At 62.3% G+C, this 14365-nt stretch carries 14 protein-coding genes; 5 read left to right on the top strand and 9 right to left on the bottom strand.

All coding sequences use genetic code 11. The features are described from left to right. The first annotated feature begins 46 nt into the window (after nucleotides 1–46). The 3 genes from NKJ91_RS18430 (at nucleotide 47) to NKJ91_RS18440 (ending at nucleotide 2962) form a co-directional block, all read left to right on the top strand. Nucleotides 47–820: a glycosyltransferase family 2 protein gene (locus tag NKJ91_RS18430; RefSeq protein WP_352456717.1), complete on the top strand. Its 774-nt coding sequence runs from the start codon at nucleotides 47–49 to the stop codon at nucleotides 818–820. A 108-nt stretch (nucleotides 821–928) separates the two neighbouring features. Beyond that, nucleotides 929–1651, top strand: a complete 723-nt coding sequence (locus NKJ91_RS18435; protein WP_352448862.1) for a glycosyltransferase — start codon at nucleotides 929–931, stop codon at nucleotides 1649–1651. Between the two features lie 273 nt (nucleotides 1652–1924). Next, nucleotides 1925–2962 (top strand): phosphatidylglycerol lysyltransferase domain-containing protein, encoded by a 1038-nt coding sequence (locus NKJ91_RS18440; RefSeq protein WP_352456718.1) that lies wholly within the window; start codon nucleotides 1925–1927, stop codon nucleotides 2960–2962. Between the two features lie 198 nt (nucleotides 2963–3160). On the opposite strand, the gene NKJ91_RS18445 is transcribed toward NKJ91_RS18440, so the two are convergent. From NKJ91_RS18445 to NKJ91_RS18485, 9 genes are all read right to left on the bottom strand, one after another. Then, a complete protein-coding gene (locus tag NKJ91_RS18445) occupies nucleotides 3161–3361 on the bottom strand; it encodes a hypothetical protein (RefSeq protein WP_352456719.1) in 201 nt (66 codons plus the stop codon). Nucleotides 3362–3534: 173 nt separating this feature from the next. Beyond that, nucleotides 3535–4611, bottom strand: a complete 1077-nt coding sequence (locus NKJ91_RS18450; protein WP_352456720.1) for an ABC transporter ATP-binding protein — start codon at nucleotides 4609–4611, stop codon at nucleotides 3535–3537. Continuing rightward, nucleotides 4608–5408: an ABC transporter permease gene (locus tag NKJ91_RS18455; RefSeq protein ID WP_352456721.1), complete on the bottom strand. Its 801-nt coding sequence runs from the start codon at nucleotides 5406–5408 to the stop codon at nucleotides 4608–4610. The genes NKJ91_RS18450 and NKJ91_RS18455 overlap by 4 nt, the downstream gene beginning before the upstream one ends. Before the next feature lies 1 nt (nucleotide 5409). After that, nucleotides 5410–6270, bottom strand: coding sequence for an ABC transporter permease (locus tag NKJ91_RS18460; protein ID WP_352456775.1), 861 nt, complete (start codon nucleotides 6268–6270; stop codon nucleotides 5410–5412). 66 nt (nucleotides 6271–6336) lie between these two features. Beyond that, nucleotides 6337–7356: an ABC transporter substrate-binding protein gene (locus NKJ91_RS18465; RefSeq protein WP_352456722.1), complete on the bottom strand. Its 1020-nt coding sequence runs from the start codon at nucleotides 7354–7356 to the stop codon at nucleotides 6337–6339. 83 nt (nucleotides 7357–7439) lie between these two features. Beyond that, nucleotides 7440–8915: an aldehyde dehydrogenase gene (locus tag NKJ91_RS18470; protein WP_352456723.1), complete on the bottom strand. Its 1476-nt coding sequence runs from the start codon at nucleotides 8913–8915 to the stop codon at nucleotides 7440–7442. Then, on the bottom strand, nucleotides 8912–9970 hold the full coding sequence (locus NKJ91_RS18475) for an LLM class flavin-dependent oxidoreductase (RefSeq protein WP_352456724.1): 1059 nt from the start codon (nucleotides 9968–9970) through the stop codon (nucleotides 8912–8914). Before NKJ91_RS18475 ends, NKJ91_RS18470 begins: the two co-directional genes overlap by 4 nt. A gap of 5 nt (nucleotides 9971–9975) precedes the next feature. Beyond that, on the bottom strand, nucleotides 9976–11775 hold the full coding sequence (locus NKJ91_RS18480; RefSeq protein WP_352456725.1) for an alpha/beta fold hydrolase: 1800 nt from the start codon (nucleotides 11773–11775) through the stop codon (nucleotides 9976–9978). Continuing rightward, complete coding sequence (locus tag NKJ91_RS18485; protein WP_352456726.1) at nucleotides 11768–12355, bottom strand: amino acid synthesis family protein; 588 nt, start codon at nucleotides 12353–12355, stop codon at nucleotides 11768–11770. Before NKJ91_RS18485 ends, NKJ91_RS18480 begins: the two co-directional genes overlap by 8 nt. Before the next feature lie 139 nt (nucleotides 12356–12494). Here NKJ91_RS18485 and NKJ91_RS18490 point away from each other — a divergent pair, with 139 nt between their 5' ends. Together NKJ91_RS18490 and dusA are read left to right on the top strand one after the other, a co-directional pair. Then, on the top strand, nucleotides 12495–13166 hold the full coding sequence (locus NKJ91_RS18490; protein ID WP_352456727.1) for a GntR family transcriptional regulator: 672 nt from the start codon (nucleotides 12495–12497) through the stop codon (nucleotides 13164–13166). A gap of 198 nt (nucleotides 13167–13364) precedes the next feature. Then, nucleotides 13365–14357 carry a tRNA dihydrouridine(20/20a) synthase DusA gene (gene dusA, locus NKJ91_RS18495; RefSeq protein WP_352456728.1) on the top strand — a complete coding sequence of 331 codons (993 nt, stop codon included), beginning with the start codon at nucleotides 13365–13367 and terminating at the stop codon, nucleotides 14355–14357. Nucleotides 14358–14365 lie beyond the last annotated feature (8 nt).

Here is a 14365-nt window from a genome sequence, read left to right on the forward strand (position 1 = left end):
TGCATTCGAATGACAGTGGCAGCTTTGATGCCGGAACATTCTGACCGTGCCGGCGCTCTCGGTCATTATCATCACCCGCAACGAGGAGGCATCCATCGCGCAATGCCTTCGGTCGGTCCATTTTGCCGATGAGATCGTCGTTCTCGACAACAACAGCAGCGACAGAACCAGGGAGATTGCCGGTGCTCTGGGGGCAAAGGTTCTGATGACCGTCGATTGGCCCGGTTTCGGCGCGCAAAAAAACCGTGCGCTGGCCGCGGCAACGGGGGATTGGATCCTCTCGCTGGATGCCGATGAGTGGGTGGAGGCGCCGCTCGGCGCGGAAATAAGGGCCGCAATCGCCGACCCAAAAGCCAATGACGGCTTCGAAATACCGAGAAGATCGCGCTTTTGCGGGCACATTGTCCGCCATAGCGGCTGGTCGCCCGATCTGGTGCTCAGGCTCTTCCGTCGCCGCTCCGGGCGGTTCAGCGACGACACCGTGCACGAGAAGGTATTGGTGAACGGGAAGGTCAGCCGATTGTCTCAGCCGATCGAGCACGATTCCATTACCGACTTGGCAGATGCCCACGACAAGATCGGCCGGTACGCAGAAGCGTCCGCCGCGCAACTGCTTGCCGAGGGCAAAAAAAGCTCGATAGGCAAGGCGGTTTTGCGCTCGGTCTGGTCCTATGTGCGCAGCTATATTTTCCGGTTGGGATTTCTGGACGGTTCCATTGGTGCGATGGTGGCCGCGTATTCGGCCAGCTACACCTATCAGAAATGGGCCCGTGTCGCATTGGGAATGCGAGGCCCGGTCCACCCAAAAAAGCAACGCTGAGGCCAGGACAAATCTGTGAGAAACCGGCTTGGTTGCCCGCAATTGTTGCCGAGCCATCGCCAACTAGTTAGTGTACGACCGTAAAAATCGAAAGCCAGGGTAGTGAATATGACTGATGCGTTTAGGGTATTTATCGGATGGGACAGCCGTGAGCCGATCGCGTACGACGTCGCGCGACACTCGCTGCTCAAACATGCGTCGGCGCCTGTCTCCGTCATTCCGATCAAACAGGACGAGATGCGTGCCCGCGGGCTATATTGGCGGGAAAAAGATCCGCTCGCCTCAACGGAGTTCACCTACACGCGCTTCCTCACGCCCTTTCTCGCCGACTACACGGGTTGGGCCCTGTTTTGCGATTGCGATTTCCTGTGGCTTGGTGACGTCGCAGGCCTGCTGAAATATACGGACTCGGACAAGGCGGTCTATTGCGTCCAGCATGACTATACGCCGAAGGCCACAACCAAGATGGATGGTGTGGTCCAAACGTCCTATCCTCGGAAAAACTGGTCGTCGCTGATGCTGTTCAATTGCGCGCATCCTTCGGTCAGATCGCTCACGCCAGAGGTCGTGAATCAGGAAAGTGGCGCCTATCTTCACCGAATGCAGTGGGTTGCCGACAAAGATTTGGGCTCATTGCCGGTAGAGTGGAATTGGCTCGAAGGTTGGAATGAAAAGCCTGCGGTCGGCACACCTAAGGCGGTCCACTATACCAGCGGCGGCCCGTGGTTTGCCGAATGGCAGAATGTCGACTACGCCGATCTGTGGATAGCAGAACGCGACGAGTTCCTGGCTTCCGATCAAGCGGAATCTTCTCAGAGCGCCGTTCGATAAGAACATCGTGTTTGGCAGGTGACCTGGGCGCTTCCGAAAGTGGCATTGATTTTCGTGTCGCCAAGGGCGCAGCAACCAGCCGTCAGGCGCTGGGCGTCGACAACAATGCGTGTTGCCGCCTGGGGGCGGGACCGGGGCAGATTGCGCCTACGAATCTGGCGGCTCCGGCCGGGTAAACATGCCGCGCTGAGATAAGGATCAGTTCGCGGCAATATGATCGGTTTGGGGTCCGTCAGCTCTTTCATCGGCCTAGCCGGCACGCGAAAGTCGACCATGCCGTCACTGCGAAGACGCCTCGATCGTTTCCTGGAGAACCGCGGGCCTAAAATACCGCGGCTGCAGCTGAACCATGTCGAGCGCCTGGCGCTGGTCCGTCGCCATGGTGATTTTTCCCTGGCCTATTCGACCGCCGTGCAGAAGGGGCTTCACTACTTCGGCGATGCCCAGGGCTACATCGCTTACGGCAGCAAAACGCGACATCATTTCGCGCTCGGTGATCCAGTGGCTGCCCCGGCCGATCGGCGCGACTATATCAGACGTTTCATCGAGGTTGCCGGCAGCCCGTGGTTCGTGCAGATCGGCGACCAGACGGCGCGCGTGCTTGCCGGGCTTGGCTATCAGGTCAACCGCCTCGGCGTCGACACCAGGCTTGTCCTGCCCAGACACGACTTTTCCGGAAAGCGCAATGAGACAGTGCGCTATTCCGAACGCTGGCTCTTGAAGAAGGGTTTTTCCTTCGCAGAGGACAACGGGACTGTCTTCCTCGACGAGATTGCCAGGCTCTCCCAGAATTGGCGGGCCGACCGCATCGTCAAGCGCTGGGAGATGAGATTTCTCAACAGGCCCTTTGCCGATCACCTTGGCGTCGACATGCGCCGTTTCGTCCTGCACGGTCCGGATGGGGAGCTCGTGGCCTTGCTGGATTTCGATCCGCTGTTCAGCGACGGCAAGGTCATCGGCTACACCACCTCGTTCAAGCGCAAGCACATCGATGCCTCGGCGCATGCCGAGATCGGCCTGACCAAATTCGCGGTCGACCGCTTTCGCGATGAAGGTGTTTCCGTCGTCACCCTAGGCCTGTCGCCGCTTGTCGAAATCGGACCTAGCGGGTTTGCCGAAAGCGATTTCTGGCGGCACGCCTTCCAGCGTGCCTATGACTCCCTCTGGGTCAATCGCACCCGCTTCAATCTGCAGGGGCAGGCGGCCTTCAAGCGCCGGTTCCATGGTGTCGAAGAGCCGACCTATCTTGCCTTTCGCAAGGGGACCTTTTTCGAAGCGCTTTCTCTGCTCCGGCTGATCAGGGCCGTCTAGTGGCTGAGCGCTCGTCGTCTCCTAGTATGGTCGACCTCACACCGGTCAGGCTCGGTTGTTTAGGTGGGAAAGGAATGCCGCGGCGAGAAGCAAAAGACCGGCTGCGAACCGCCGGCCCATTCTGCGGCGTCCCCCAGTCCCGCCGGGGCACTTTTGGCAGCCTGAGAACGGCTCCGCGTCAGCGCCAAGGGGTCGGATTCACGGTTGCTGCAGCGTACCGCCAGGAATAACGAGGGTACCCTGGCCTGGCCTTGAGTATCTGAAGCCTATGAAGAACAAAGCAACGATGATCAAACAAATGACGATGACCGCGACGACGCTGCCAGGATGGTGTCCGGTATCTGGCGGTTGGACCATTGCCTTATCGCCGCTGACCTTCTTCATCTTCCAACCGAGCATGACGACTGTCAATGGATACGGGAGTTGCGCCCGCCATCCAATCAGCCGACTGCAGCGTCGATCACGTTGCGCGCTTGCTGACCGAAGCTGATGATGGACCTAACCACAGCTTGTTCCCAAGCACGCTTCCATCGCTGCGAAGCGTTGAAGGGCGGCGATCCACCGCGGCTTGGTCAGGCCGGAAACAGGAATGCAGCAGCGGGATCGAAAAAGACCTGCCGGCTGCAGGGCCACACATCCTGCGATTGCATGGCGGCGGTGGTCGGCCTGATGTCAACCTCCTGTCCAGCGGCGATGCGCGCGACGATCCGCCGGCGCTCGCCGTAAAATGCGATGTCGACGATCTCGACATTCAGTTCCGCGCTCGCCGGGCTCCGCTCCATGCTAAAGGCTTCGGGCCGGATCATCAGCCTGGTCTTCTGGCCTTTGCCGAACGTACCGTTGGCCCTGACTCCGGATATGACCGAACCGTCTGTCAAGCGGATCGTTGTCGTGCCGTTGGTAGTGCCGAGATGTTCGGCGGCGAGGAAATTCGAATTGCCGATGAAGCCGGCGACGAAATCGGTCGCCGGCCTGAGATAGAGATCCTCGCCGGTGCCGGTCTGCTCGATGCGGCCATCCTTGAACAGGGCGATTCGGTCCGACAGATGCAGCGCCTCTTCCTGATCGTGGGTGACGTAGAGAATGGTGACGCCGGTCTGGCGATGGATGCGGCGGATTTCGCCCTGGATTTCCTCGCGCAGCTTCTTGTCGAGCGCCGACAATGGCTCGTCCATCAAAAGGATCGGAGGATCGTAGGCCAGCGCCCGGGCCAGCGCGACGCGCTGCTGCTGGCCGCCCGACAGCGCACCGGGTAAGCGTCCGGCAAAGCTTTCGAGCCGCACCAGGGCCAGCATGTCGGCGACCTTTTTCTTCACCTCGGCGTCCGGCCGGCGGCGAACCCGCAGCGGAAAAGCGACGTTTTCGGCCACCGTCAGATGCGGAAACAGCGTGTAGCGCTGGAAGACCATGCCGATGTTGCGCTTGTGCGAAGGCACTGCAAGCAGTGATTTTCCTTCCAGCAAGACATCGCCGGAAGTCGGGTCCTGAAAGCCGGCGATCGCGTAGAGCGTCGTCGATTTTCCCGAACCGGAGGGCCCGAGGAAGGTCAGGAACTCGCCCCTGGGAATGTCCAGCGTGACGTCGTGCACGGCGACGATCGCGCCGAACGCCTTGCGCAGATTGCGGATGGAGAGGAAAGGGTGGGTCATGTCCGGAACTTTCGCTGCAGCAGCGCCGTCATCACCATCAGGGCAAGCGTCAGCCCGACCAGCAGGCTGGAGGCAGCGGCGATCACCGGACTAAGATCCGACCGCAGACTGCCCCAGATCTTGACGGGCAAGGTTTGCAAGCTGGGGCTGGCCATGAAGATCGCCACCACGACTTCGTCCCACGAGGCGAGGAAGGAAAAGATCGCGGCGGAGAAGATGCCGATCCGGATCGACGGCAAGGTGATCCTGAGCCTGGCCTCGAGCGGGCTTGCCCCGCAGACGATTGCCGCGTCCTCGATCGACTTGTCGAACCCTTCGAGCGCGGTGGCGATCGGAATGATGGCGAAGGGCAGCGCCAGCACGGTGTGGGCGATGACGAAGCCGATGGTGGTGCCGCCGAGGCCAAGGCGAAGGAAGAGGGCGTAGATGGCGATGGCGAAGACAACGACGGGCAGCACCATCGGCGTCAGCAGCAGGCCGCGCAGGATCTCACGTCCGGCAAACCTTCCGCGAACCAGGGCAAAGGAGGCGAGCAGGCCGATCGCTACTGCCAGGATCGCCGTCATGGTGGCGATCCGAGCGCTGGTCAGCGCGGCGTCGAGCCAGGCCGGATCGGCAAAAAGCTCCTGGTACCATTTGAGCGTCCAGCCGGGCGGCGGAAAAGCCAGCCAGCGCGACGAGCCGAAGGAGAGCAGGACAATGAAGACCACCGGCAACAGAAGAAAGCCAGCGACCAGCGCGGTGAAGCCGAGCAGGGCAACCCGTAGCCAACCCATGCGGTCATAGTCGAGCAGCATCTCAGATGCCTCCGCTCGTGCGCCTGGCACCGACAAGGCGCAGCTGCAGTGCGTAGAGAACCATGGTGACGACAAGCAGGATGAAGGCAGCGGCGCTGCCGAGCCCCCAGTTGAGCAGCGACTGGACCATCTGCGCGATCATTTCGGCAAGCATCATGTTCGACGTGCCGCCGAGCAGTGCCGGCGTGACGAAGTAGCCGAGCGACATGACGAAGACCATCAGGCCACCGGCGGCGACGCCGGGCAGCGACAGCGGCACGAGGATGCGGCGGAACGCCTGGAAAGGGCTTGCGCCGCACAGCGACGCCGCACGCAGCGTCATCGGATCGATCGCCCGTAACGTGCCGACCAGCGGCAGGATCATGAAGGGCAGCATGATATAGACCATGCCGATAGTGACGCCGGTGAGATTGTTGATGAGCGGCAGCGGGTGGTCGATGACGCCGATGGTCATCAGCGTCCGGTTGATGACGCCGGTACGCTGCAGGAGCACCATCCAGGCATAGGTGCGGGTGAGCAGGTTCGTCCACATCGACAGAATGATGATGCCGAAGATGATCGAGGCCAGTCCCGAAGGCATGATCGCCAGCATCCAGGCGACCGGAAAGGCGACAAGGACCGTGACGATGGTGACCAACGCCGCGACCAGGAATGTGTTGAAGAACACCCGCGCATAGGTGCCGTCACCAAGCAGGGCAGCATAGTTCTGCAAGCCTGGCTCGGGCTCCGTGACACTGCGCAAAAGCAGCGCCAGCACGGGGACGATGAAGAACAGCATAATCAGAATCAGGGCCGGCAGCAGGCCATTGAGACCTGCCGGCACCCGCACCGTTCCAAAGTTCCGGCGTGTTTCGACCGACATGACAGCGACCCGGCTACGGGACGAGACGGCGCGAACCGTCTCGTCCATTGCGGTTCAAGGGCGGGCTTATTTCGCCTGCCAGGCATACCAGCGCGCGGCGATGGTGTCGCGATTGGCGGCCCAGTAGTTCATGTCGAGATTGATCTGTCCGTCGACATGAGCGTCCGGCAGCGATTTCACGGCATCGGCCGGCATCTCTGCCTTGGCCTTGGTGTTGATCGGCGCATAACCGCTGGCTTCGGCAAATTTGGCCTGGCCGGCGGGGCTGCTCGCCGCGGCGAGGAATTTCATCGCCGTATCCTTGTTCTTGGCACCCTTCGGTACCACCAGAACGTCGGCTGCGGTCAGGTTCTGGTTCCAGGAGACGCCGACATCGGCGCCTTCCTTGTCCAGTGCGAAGACGCGGCCGTTCCACAGCTGGCCGAACGTCGCTTCGCCGGATGCGACCAATTGCTGCGACTCCGCCCCGCCGCCCCACCAGACGATATCCGACTTGATGGTGTCGAGTTTCTTGAAGGCGCGATCGAGATCCAGCGGATAGAGCTTGTCCGCCGGAACACCATCGGCCAGCAGCGCGATCTCGATGACACCGGGCGCCGACCATTTGTAGAAGGTCCGCTTGCCCGGGAACTTCGTCAGGTCGAACATGTCGGCCCAGCCGGCCGGTTCACCCGAAACGGCGCCCTTGTTCCAGGCGAGCACGAAGGAATAGTAGAAACTGCCGACGGCGTGATCGGTGGTGAAGCGCGGATCGAGGTCGGCCTTCGGCACGGTCTTGAAGTCGATCGGCTCGAGCAGACCGTCCTTGGCCGCCTTGATGGCGAAATCCATCTCGACGTCGACGACGTCCCAGTTGACACTGCCGCTGTCGATCATCGCCTTCAGCTTGCCGTAGTCGGTCGGGCCGTCCTGCATGACCTTGATGCCGGATGCAGCGGTGAACGGCTCGGCCCAGGATTTGGTCTGCGCTTCCTGGGTCGTCCCGCCCCAGCTGGTGAACACCATGTCCTCGGCTTTTGCGGCCGTCGTTGCCAGAACTGTCGTTGCAATAAATCCGGCAAGGAAGCCGGTGATGATCAGTTTCATGTCGTTCTCCTCTGTTGTTTTCGTTGTTGTCTGTTCGCGATCGGTCGTTTTCGCCTTGATCGCGCATCTCCGGCCAGCGGCGGCTACCGCATGACAAAAGGATCGGGAATCGGGTCGTCGGAGGTGCGTATCCACACCGATTTCGAACGCGTGTAGTCGCGGATCGCATCGAGGCCGCCCTCGCGGCCGAGCCCGGATTGGCCGTAGCCGCCAAACGGAACCAGCGGCGAGACCGCCCGATAGGTGTTGATCCAGACCACGCCGGCATTGATGCCGCGCGCCATGCGGTGGGCTTTTGCCAGATTGGTGGTGAACACGCCGGACGCCAGGCCGAACTTCGTGTCGTTGGCGAGCGAAAGCGCTTCAGCTTCGCCGTCGAAGGCTAGCACACAGAGCACCGGGCCGAAGAGCTCTTCGCGCACGCAGGCAAGGGTCTGATCAGGCGCGTCGATAATCGTCGGCGCGTAATAGAAGCCGTCCGCCATGCCCGCGGGGCGAATGCCGCCGGTGACCAGTTGCCCGCCCGCGGCCAGGCTTTCAGCAATGATCTTCTCTATCCATTCGCGCTGGCGCGAGGTGGCGAGCGGTCCCATTTCGATCGCGGGATCCTGCGGATCGCCAATCCTGATCGCCTCGGCTTTGCGCTTGAGCCGGGCGAGGAATTCGTCCTTGACGGAGCGCTGGACCAGCAGCCGCGAGCCGGCGACGCAGCTCTGGCCGGTGGCAGCGAAGATGCCGGCAACGACCGCGTTGGCGGCGCTGTCCAGATCGGCATCGGCAAACACCACGACCGGGCTTTTGCCGCCGAGCTCGAGCGTCGTGAAGGCGAGGTTTTCCGCCGTATTCCTGACGATCTGCCGAGCGGTCGAGGGACCGCCGGTGAAGGCGACGCGGGCGACGAGCGGATGACTGGTCAGCCGGTGACCGCAATCGTGGCCGAAGCCGGTCAGGATGTTCACGGTCCCGGCGGGAAATCCCGCCTCATGGACGAGTTCGGCGAAGGCCAGCAACGGGGCAGGGCCGTCTTCCGATGCTTTCAGAACGATGGTGCAGCCGGCCGCCAGCGCCGGCCCGAGCTTGACGGCGGACAGGAAGAGCTGCGAGTTCCACGGCACAATGGCGGCGACGACGCCAATTGGCTCCGGCCGGATGGTCACTTCCATGTCGGCCTTGTCGATGGGGACAAACGAGCCCTCGTGCTTGTCGGCCAGCCCGCCATAATAGCGGTAATAGTCGCCGACATAGGCGATCTGGGCGCGGGTCTCGCGGATGATCTTGCCGGTATCGCGCGTCTCGAGTTCCGCCAGCCGGTCGGCATTGGCGACCACCAGATCGCCGAGCCGCACCAGAAGCTTGCCGCGTGCCGTTGCCGTCATTGCCGGCCACGTGCCGGAGCCAAGCGCCCGGTGAGCAGCTTCGACGGCGCGGTCGACGTCATCAGACGATGCAGCGGGCATCTTCGCCCATGGCGCGCCCGTCGAGGGATCGATGCTGTCGAAGGTCGCCGCCACTTCGACGAAGCTGCCGTCAATATAGTTCCTGAATTGAGTGGTGCTCATGGCAACCCAGCTTTCGGCTCGGAAAAGGCCGGCATCACCCTGTCGATGAAGAGCTGCAGCGATTTCTTCTTGCGCCGATGGGAAAGGCCGCTGTCGATCCAGATCGAATACTGATCGTAGCCGAGCGCTTCGTAGGCTTTCAGCCTGGCGATCACCTCGTCGGCTTCGCCAATGACCAGGTTCTGCTTGATCTTGTCAGGCGCATATTGCGGCATGGCCGCGATCTCGTCTTCGGTCAGCGCTTCCATTATGCCCTGGTGCACCGGCTTCTTGTTCTGGAACCAGGCGCCGAACTGGCAGTAGAACTGCGACAGATCCTGCGCGAGCCGGTCAGCCTCCGCGGCATCCTCGGCGACGAAAGTATGCATCAGCAGCATGATCTCCGGCCTTGGTACGTCGGGGTGGGCATTACACGCCGCGTTGAAACGCTCCATCAGGCTGGCCACTTCGCCATCGCCGGAGGCAAGCGGCGTCACCTGGACGTTGCATTTGCTGGAAACCGCAAAGTCGTGCGAGTTCGGATCGCGTGCGGCCACCCAGATCGGCGGATAAGGCTTTTGCAGCGGCTTGGGCGACGAGGTGGTCGACGGAAACGACCAGAACTCGCCGGCGAGTTCGAAATCACCATCCCAAAGGCCGCGGATCGCCGGCACCATCTCGCGCATACGCTGGCCGGCACCCCAGGCCTCGAGGCCCGGGAAAAGTCGCTGGTATTCGTAAGCGTAGGCGCCGCGCGCAATGCCGATGTCGAGACGGCCGCCGGTGACGACGTCGGCCATCGCTGCTTCGCCGGCAAGCTTGATCGGGTGCCAGAACGGCGCGACGATGGTTCCTGTTCCGAGCCGGATGCGCCTGGTTTTGGCGGCGAGCCAGGCGATGTTGATGAACGGGTTCGGCGAGATGGTGAATTCCATCCCGTGATGCTCGCCGATCCAGGCAGTCTCGAATCCTGCCTCTTCCGCCTGCAGAACCAGCTCCTCCAGCTCGCCGACAAGCTCGGAATGCGGCTTGGCCGGATCCGATCGCTCCATGTGGACGAAAAGCGAAAACTTCATCGGTTTCACCCGCGACCGGAAAGAGAAATTTGAGAAGGCGAGGACTTGGCGAGCGGCCGGACTTCGCCTTCGACCTCGTTGCCGACATAGACGCCGAATGCATCTTCCGTACGTTCGCGCGCATAGCGGGTAAGCATCGAACGCACCGCGGGATCGGCGATCTTCAGATCGGCGATCTGCTCGATGTCGACAAGCCGCATCTGGCGATCGTCGGAATATGCGCCATCGACCGTTCCGCGATAATAAACATGCGTGCGCCAAGGTTCGGCGGCATCGTCCCACACCGCGAACAGGAAGCCGAGCTGGGCGTCTATGGCCCTGGCGGCAAGGCGCCCCTTGAGGCTGCGCGCATCGTTGGGCGTGCCCAGTCCGTGCCCCGCAGGCAATTCATAAATCCCGTCGGCCGTTTCGACGAACAGCACACGGCCCTCGTTCTCGAGAATGGCGCCGACCTCCGTATCGGGGGGCGCCGCCGCCAGCGCCTCCTGGCTGAGGCCAGGCGTGACGTAGGTGCCTCTGCAATAACCGAGGGGCTGGGCTCCGTTGTGGCTGAAGTCGCGGACGCGGCCGATGAGGATCGAGTGATCGCCAGCATCGACCAGCTGCTCCATGCCGCAATCGAACACCGCAACGGAGCCGTCGATCAGCGGATTGCCGGTCCGGCCCGGTTGCCAGCTCACGGCCGCGAACTTGTCCGCTGCTTTGGAAGCGAAGATGCCGGAATGGGCCTTCTGGTCCTCTGACAGGATGTTGATGGCGAAACCTCTCGACGTCGAAAAAGCACTGTGCCCCAGCGCCCTCTTGGCGATGCAGACAAGCACCAGCGGCGGCTCGAGCGAGACCGAGGTGAAGGAGTTGGCGGTGAAGCCGCGCGGTTCGCCTTCCGCGCTGATCGTGGTGACGATGGTGACGCCGGTCAGGAACGAGCCGAGTGCGCGCCGGAATTCGCCTCTATCAAAGACTGCATCCGACTCCGGCTTCACGCCAGCGTCTCCTTCCGTGTCGAGAAACTCCATGATGTGTTTGGTCACTTTTTCAGGAGAAGCCATTGCCATCATGTGCCTTTCTCCATTGAGCACGAGGCATTGGCCGTGCGGCGCTAGCCTCGCCATCGCCGCCGACATGGCCGGGGTCGAATTGCTGTCTTGCGACCCGGTTATGAACAGGGCCGGCGCGGCAAGACCGGGGAGAGCACCGGCGTGCTCAGCATCGGCATGGGCAAAGAGGCGATAGGTGCGCGCGTAGCCTTCGGGGTCGACCTTTTCCAGGGCGGCGCGCGCTGTGGTGGCCGCCCCGACAAGGTTCGCCGGCAGCGGGTCGCCGAACCAGCGGGCAAGCGTAGCCGCAATGGCGGAAGGGTTGCCATGGGTGCCGAGCGCGGCCGCACGCTCGCGTACGGCCTGCGCCAAGGCCGCGGGGCGGCGGAACACCGCGTTGAGGCACACGATGGAGCGAACGCGCGAAGGGGTGCGAAGGGCGATCTCCAGAGCGACCAGCGCGCCCATCGAATGGCCAACGATCGACACCGACGCCACGCCAAGATGGTCGAGAAGGCGAACCGCCTGATCGGCGAAATCGGACAGGCTGGCTTCTTCCGGCGGCAGCGGTGAAACGCCATGGCCGAGCATGTCGATGGCGATCAGGTCATGATGGTCTTTCATCGCCGCGATCTGATCGTGCCAGATCGCGGCGTTCATGCCGACACCGTGAATGAGCAGAACCGGCGCGCCGGAGCCGGCGCGGATGAAGCCGGTGCCGTCCGGAGCCGTGTCCCGGACCCATGCGGTGGCAGCGACGTCAGCCATGCAGGTCTCCGACCTCCTTGAGGTCCTGATGGCGGTCCCCGATACGATGGTGCGGGCGGCCGCCAATCGAAGCGCCAAGCGCCACCACCAGCTCGTCGGGCGCGGGCGCGTCGCCGATTTGGAAATGTACGGTCAGATAGTGGGAGCGGCGGCCTTCGTCGTTCTTGTCCATCAGCGGGATCATGATCGGGGTGTTCGGCCCTCCGCGCAGATTGGTGAAGGCGAGATAGGTCTTGGCGCCGACCGCGCGACGGTAATGGTTGCCGAAATGCAGCGTATGGATCAGCGCCGATGCATGCTCGATCTCGCCCGCCGTGCCGCAGACCGCGGCTTTGCCATAACCCTCTATTGCCTCGCCGGAACCGGCAACGGCGATAATCTCGCGGGTCAGCAGTTCGCCGAGGACGGGAGCAATGACGCGGATCTCCGGCGACAGGTCGTCGGTGAAACCGCGGCCCGCCCAAGGGTTTGTCAGTACGGCGGCGACGCCGATCAGACGCAACGGTTTTGGGGCTTCCTTGCCGCCCTCGATTAACGTGTTCTCGATGTAAGTGACGATCTTTCGAATGGCTGGTTTCATGAAAGTCCTCGGTCGCCGGCGCTGTGCAACGCCGAAATCTTTACGTCATCTTATGGTATACCATACTATGGAGCACCAGAAGCCTTGTCAATCAGCTATGGAATCTGTTTTGTGGCCGGATTGGGGGTAGGGAGAGAAAATGTCAGGCGATACGCTGCGGATCGACCGCTCTGCCAAGACGCTGAGGACGCTGGCGCTGGAGCGCATGCGTGAAGCGATCATGGGCTTCCATTTCCAGCCTGGTGAAAGGCTGGTCGAGCGGCCGCTATGCGATCAGCTCGGGGTGAGCCGTTCCGTCGTGCGCGAGGTGCTGCGGCAGCTCGAGGCGGAAGGCCTGGTGCAGATGATACCGGGCCACGGACCCGCCGTGGCCAAGCCGGATCTCGGCCGCACCGACGAAATCTATGAATTGCGGGCGCTGCTCGAGGGAATCGCGGCGCGGGCTTGCGCCCTGACGGCCACGGACGCGCAGATCGCTTTGCTCGATGCCGCCTTGACGAACCTGCTTGAGGCGTGGGCGTCCGGTGCGCCTGTCGAGGTGATGCGGGCAACGACCAAGTTCTACGAAACGCTGTTCGAGGCGGCGGACAAGCGCATTGCCTGGGAAATCGTGACGGGGCTGAATGTCCGCATCAACCAGCTCCGCTCAATGACGATCGCGTCGGAGAACCGCCGCGAGCCGGCGATCGCCGAAATGACCGAAATCATGGATGCAATCCGGTCGCGCAGGCCGGACGAGGCGGAGGAGGCGGCGCGGCGGCATGTCGAATCCGCGTGGCAGATTGCCCGCAACGCGCTTCGCCTTGGCTGACTGGTATGCCGCCAACGCGGTTCATCGTTCCATGGCAGGCATCTAACTGGTGCGTACAGTGACATGTGTGACATGCCAATTTGCTTTCAGTTGCGGCGGCAAAATCGTATATCGGGTCAGTTAGGTGTGCATCTCTTGCCAAATTGCTCTGTCATTCGAACGGAGTATCGGACGGACTGAGACAGAAAAAATAGTAAAATGAACATGTTACGCCACAAAGTTGCCGTGGCGCCGATGATGGATTGGACGGACCGGCACTGCCGGTTCTTCCATCGCCAGCTGACGCGCGAGGCGCTGCTCTATACCGAGATGGTGGTGGCCGATGCGGTCATCCACGGCGCACGCGAGCGGCTGCTCGGCTTCGACGACAGCGAACATCCGGTGGCGCTGCAACTCGGCGGCGCCGATCCGGGAAAGCTGGCCGAGGCGGCGCGCATCGGCGAAGCCTTCGGCTATGATGAAATCAACCTCAATATCGGCTGCCCGTCCGACCGCGTCCAGTCGGGCACCTTCGGCGCCTGCCTGATGAAGACGCCCGTGCTCATCGCGGATTGCGTCGCGGCAATGAAGGCGGCGGTGAAAATACCGGTTACCGTCAAGTGCCGCATCGGCGTCGATGAGCAGGATCCGGAACCGGCACTCGATGCGTTGGCCGATGGTGTTTTCGCGGCCGGCGCCGACGCGCTGTGGGTGCACGCCCGCAAGGCCTGGCTGGAAGGACTGAGCCCAAAGGAAAATCGTGACATCCCACCGCTCGACTATGACCGCGTCTATCGGCTGAAAGCCAGAAAACAAAACAAATTCATCGGCATCAACGGTGGCATTCAATCTCTCGCAGAGGCGCTGACGCATCTCGACCATGTCGATGGCGCCATGCTCGGCCGCGCCGCCTATCACACGCCAGGGATACTGACCGGCATCGATGCCGCGTTTTACGGCAGCACAGCTGAGTCGTTCGATTTTGCCGCACTGATCGATGCCATGGCGGATTACGCGTCACACCATATCGAGCAGGGCGGACGCCTCGGGCATGTCACCCGGCACATGGTCGGGCTGTTTCACGGCCTGCCCGGTGCACGCCGCTACCGGCAGATCCTGTCCACCGAGGCGACACGGCCCGGTGCCGGACCGGAGGTGCTGAAGTCAGCCTTCGCAGAGGTCGATTTCGGCCGGACCGCAGAGGCGGCCTGAGGAAAAAC

Origin of the sequence: Mesorhizobium sp. M0040, assembly GCF_040323505.1 — a bacterium.
Taxonomy (GTDB): Bacteria; Pseudomonadota; Alphaproteobacteria; order Rhizobiales; family Rhizobiaceae; genus Mesorhizobium.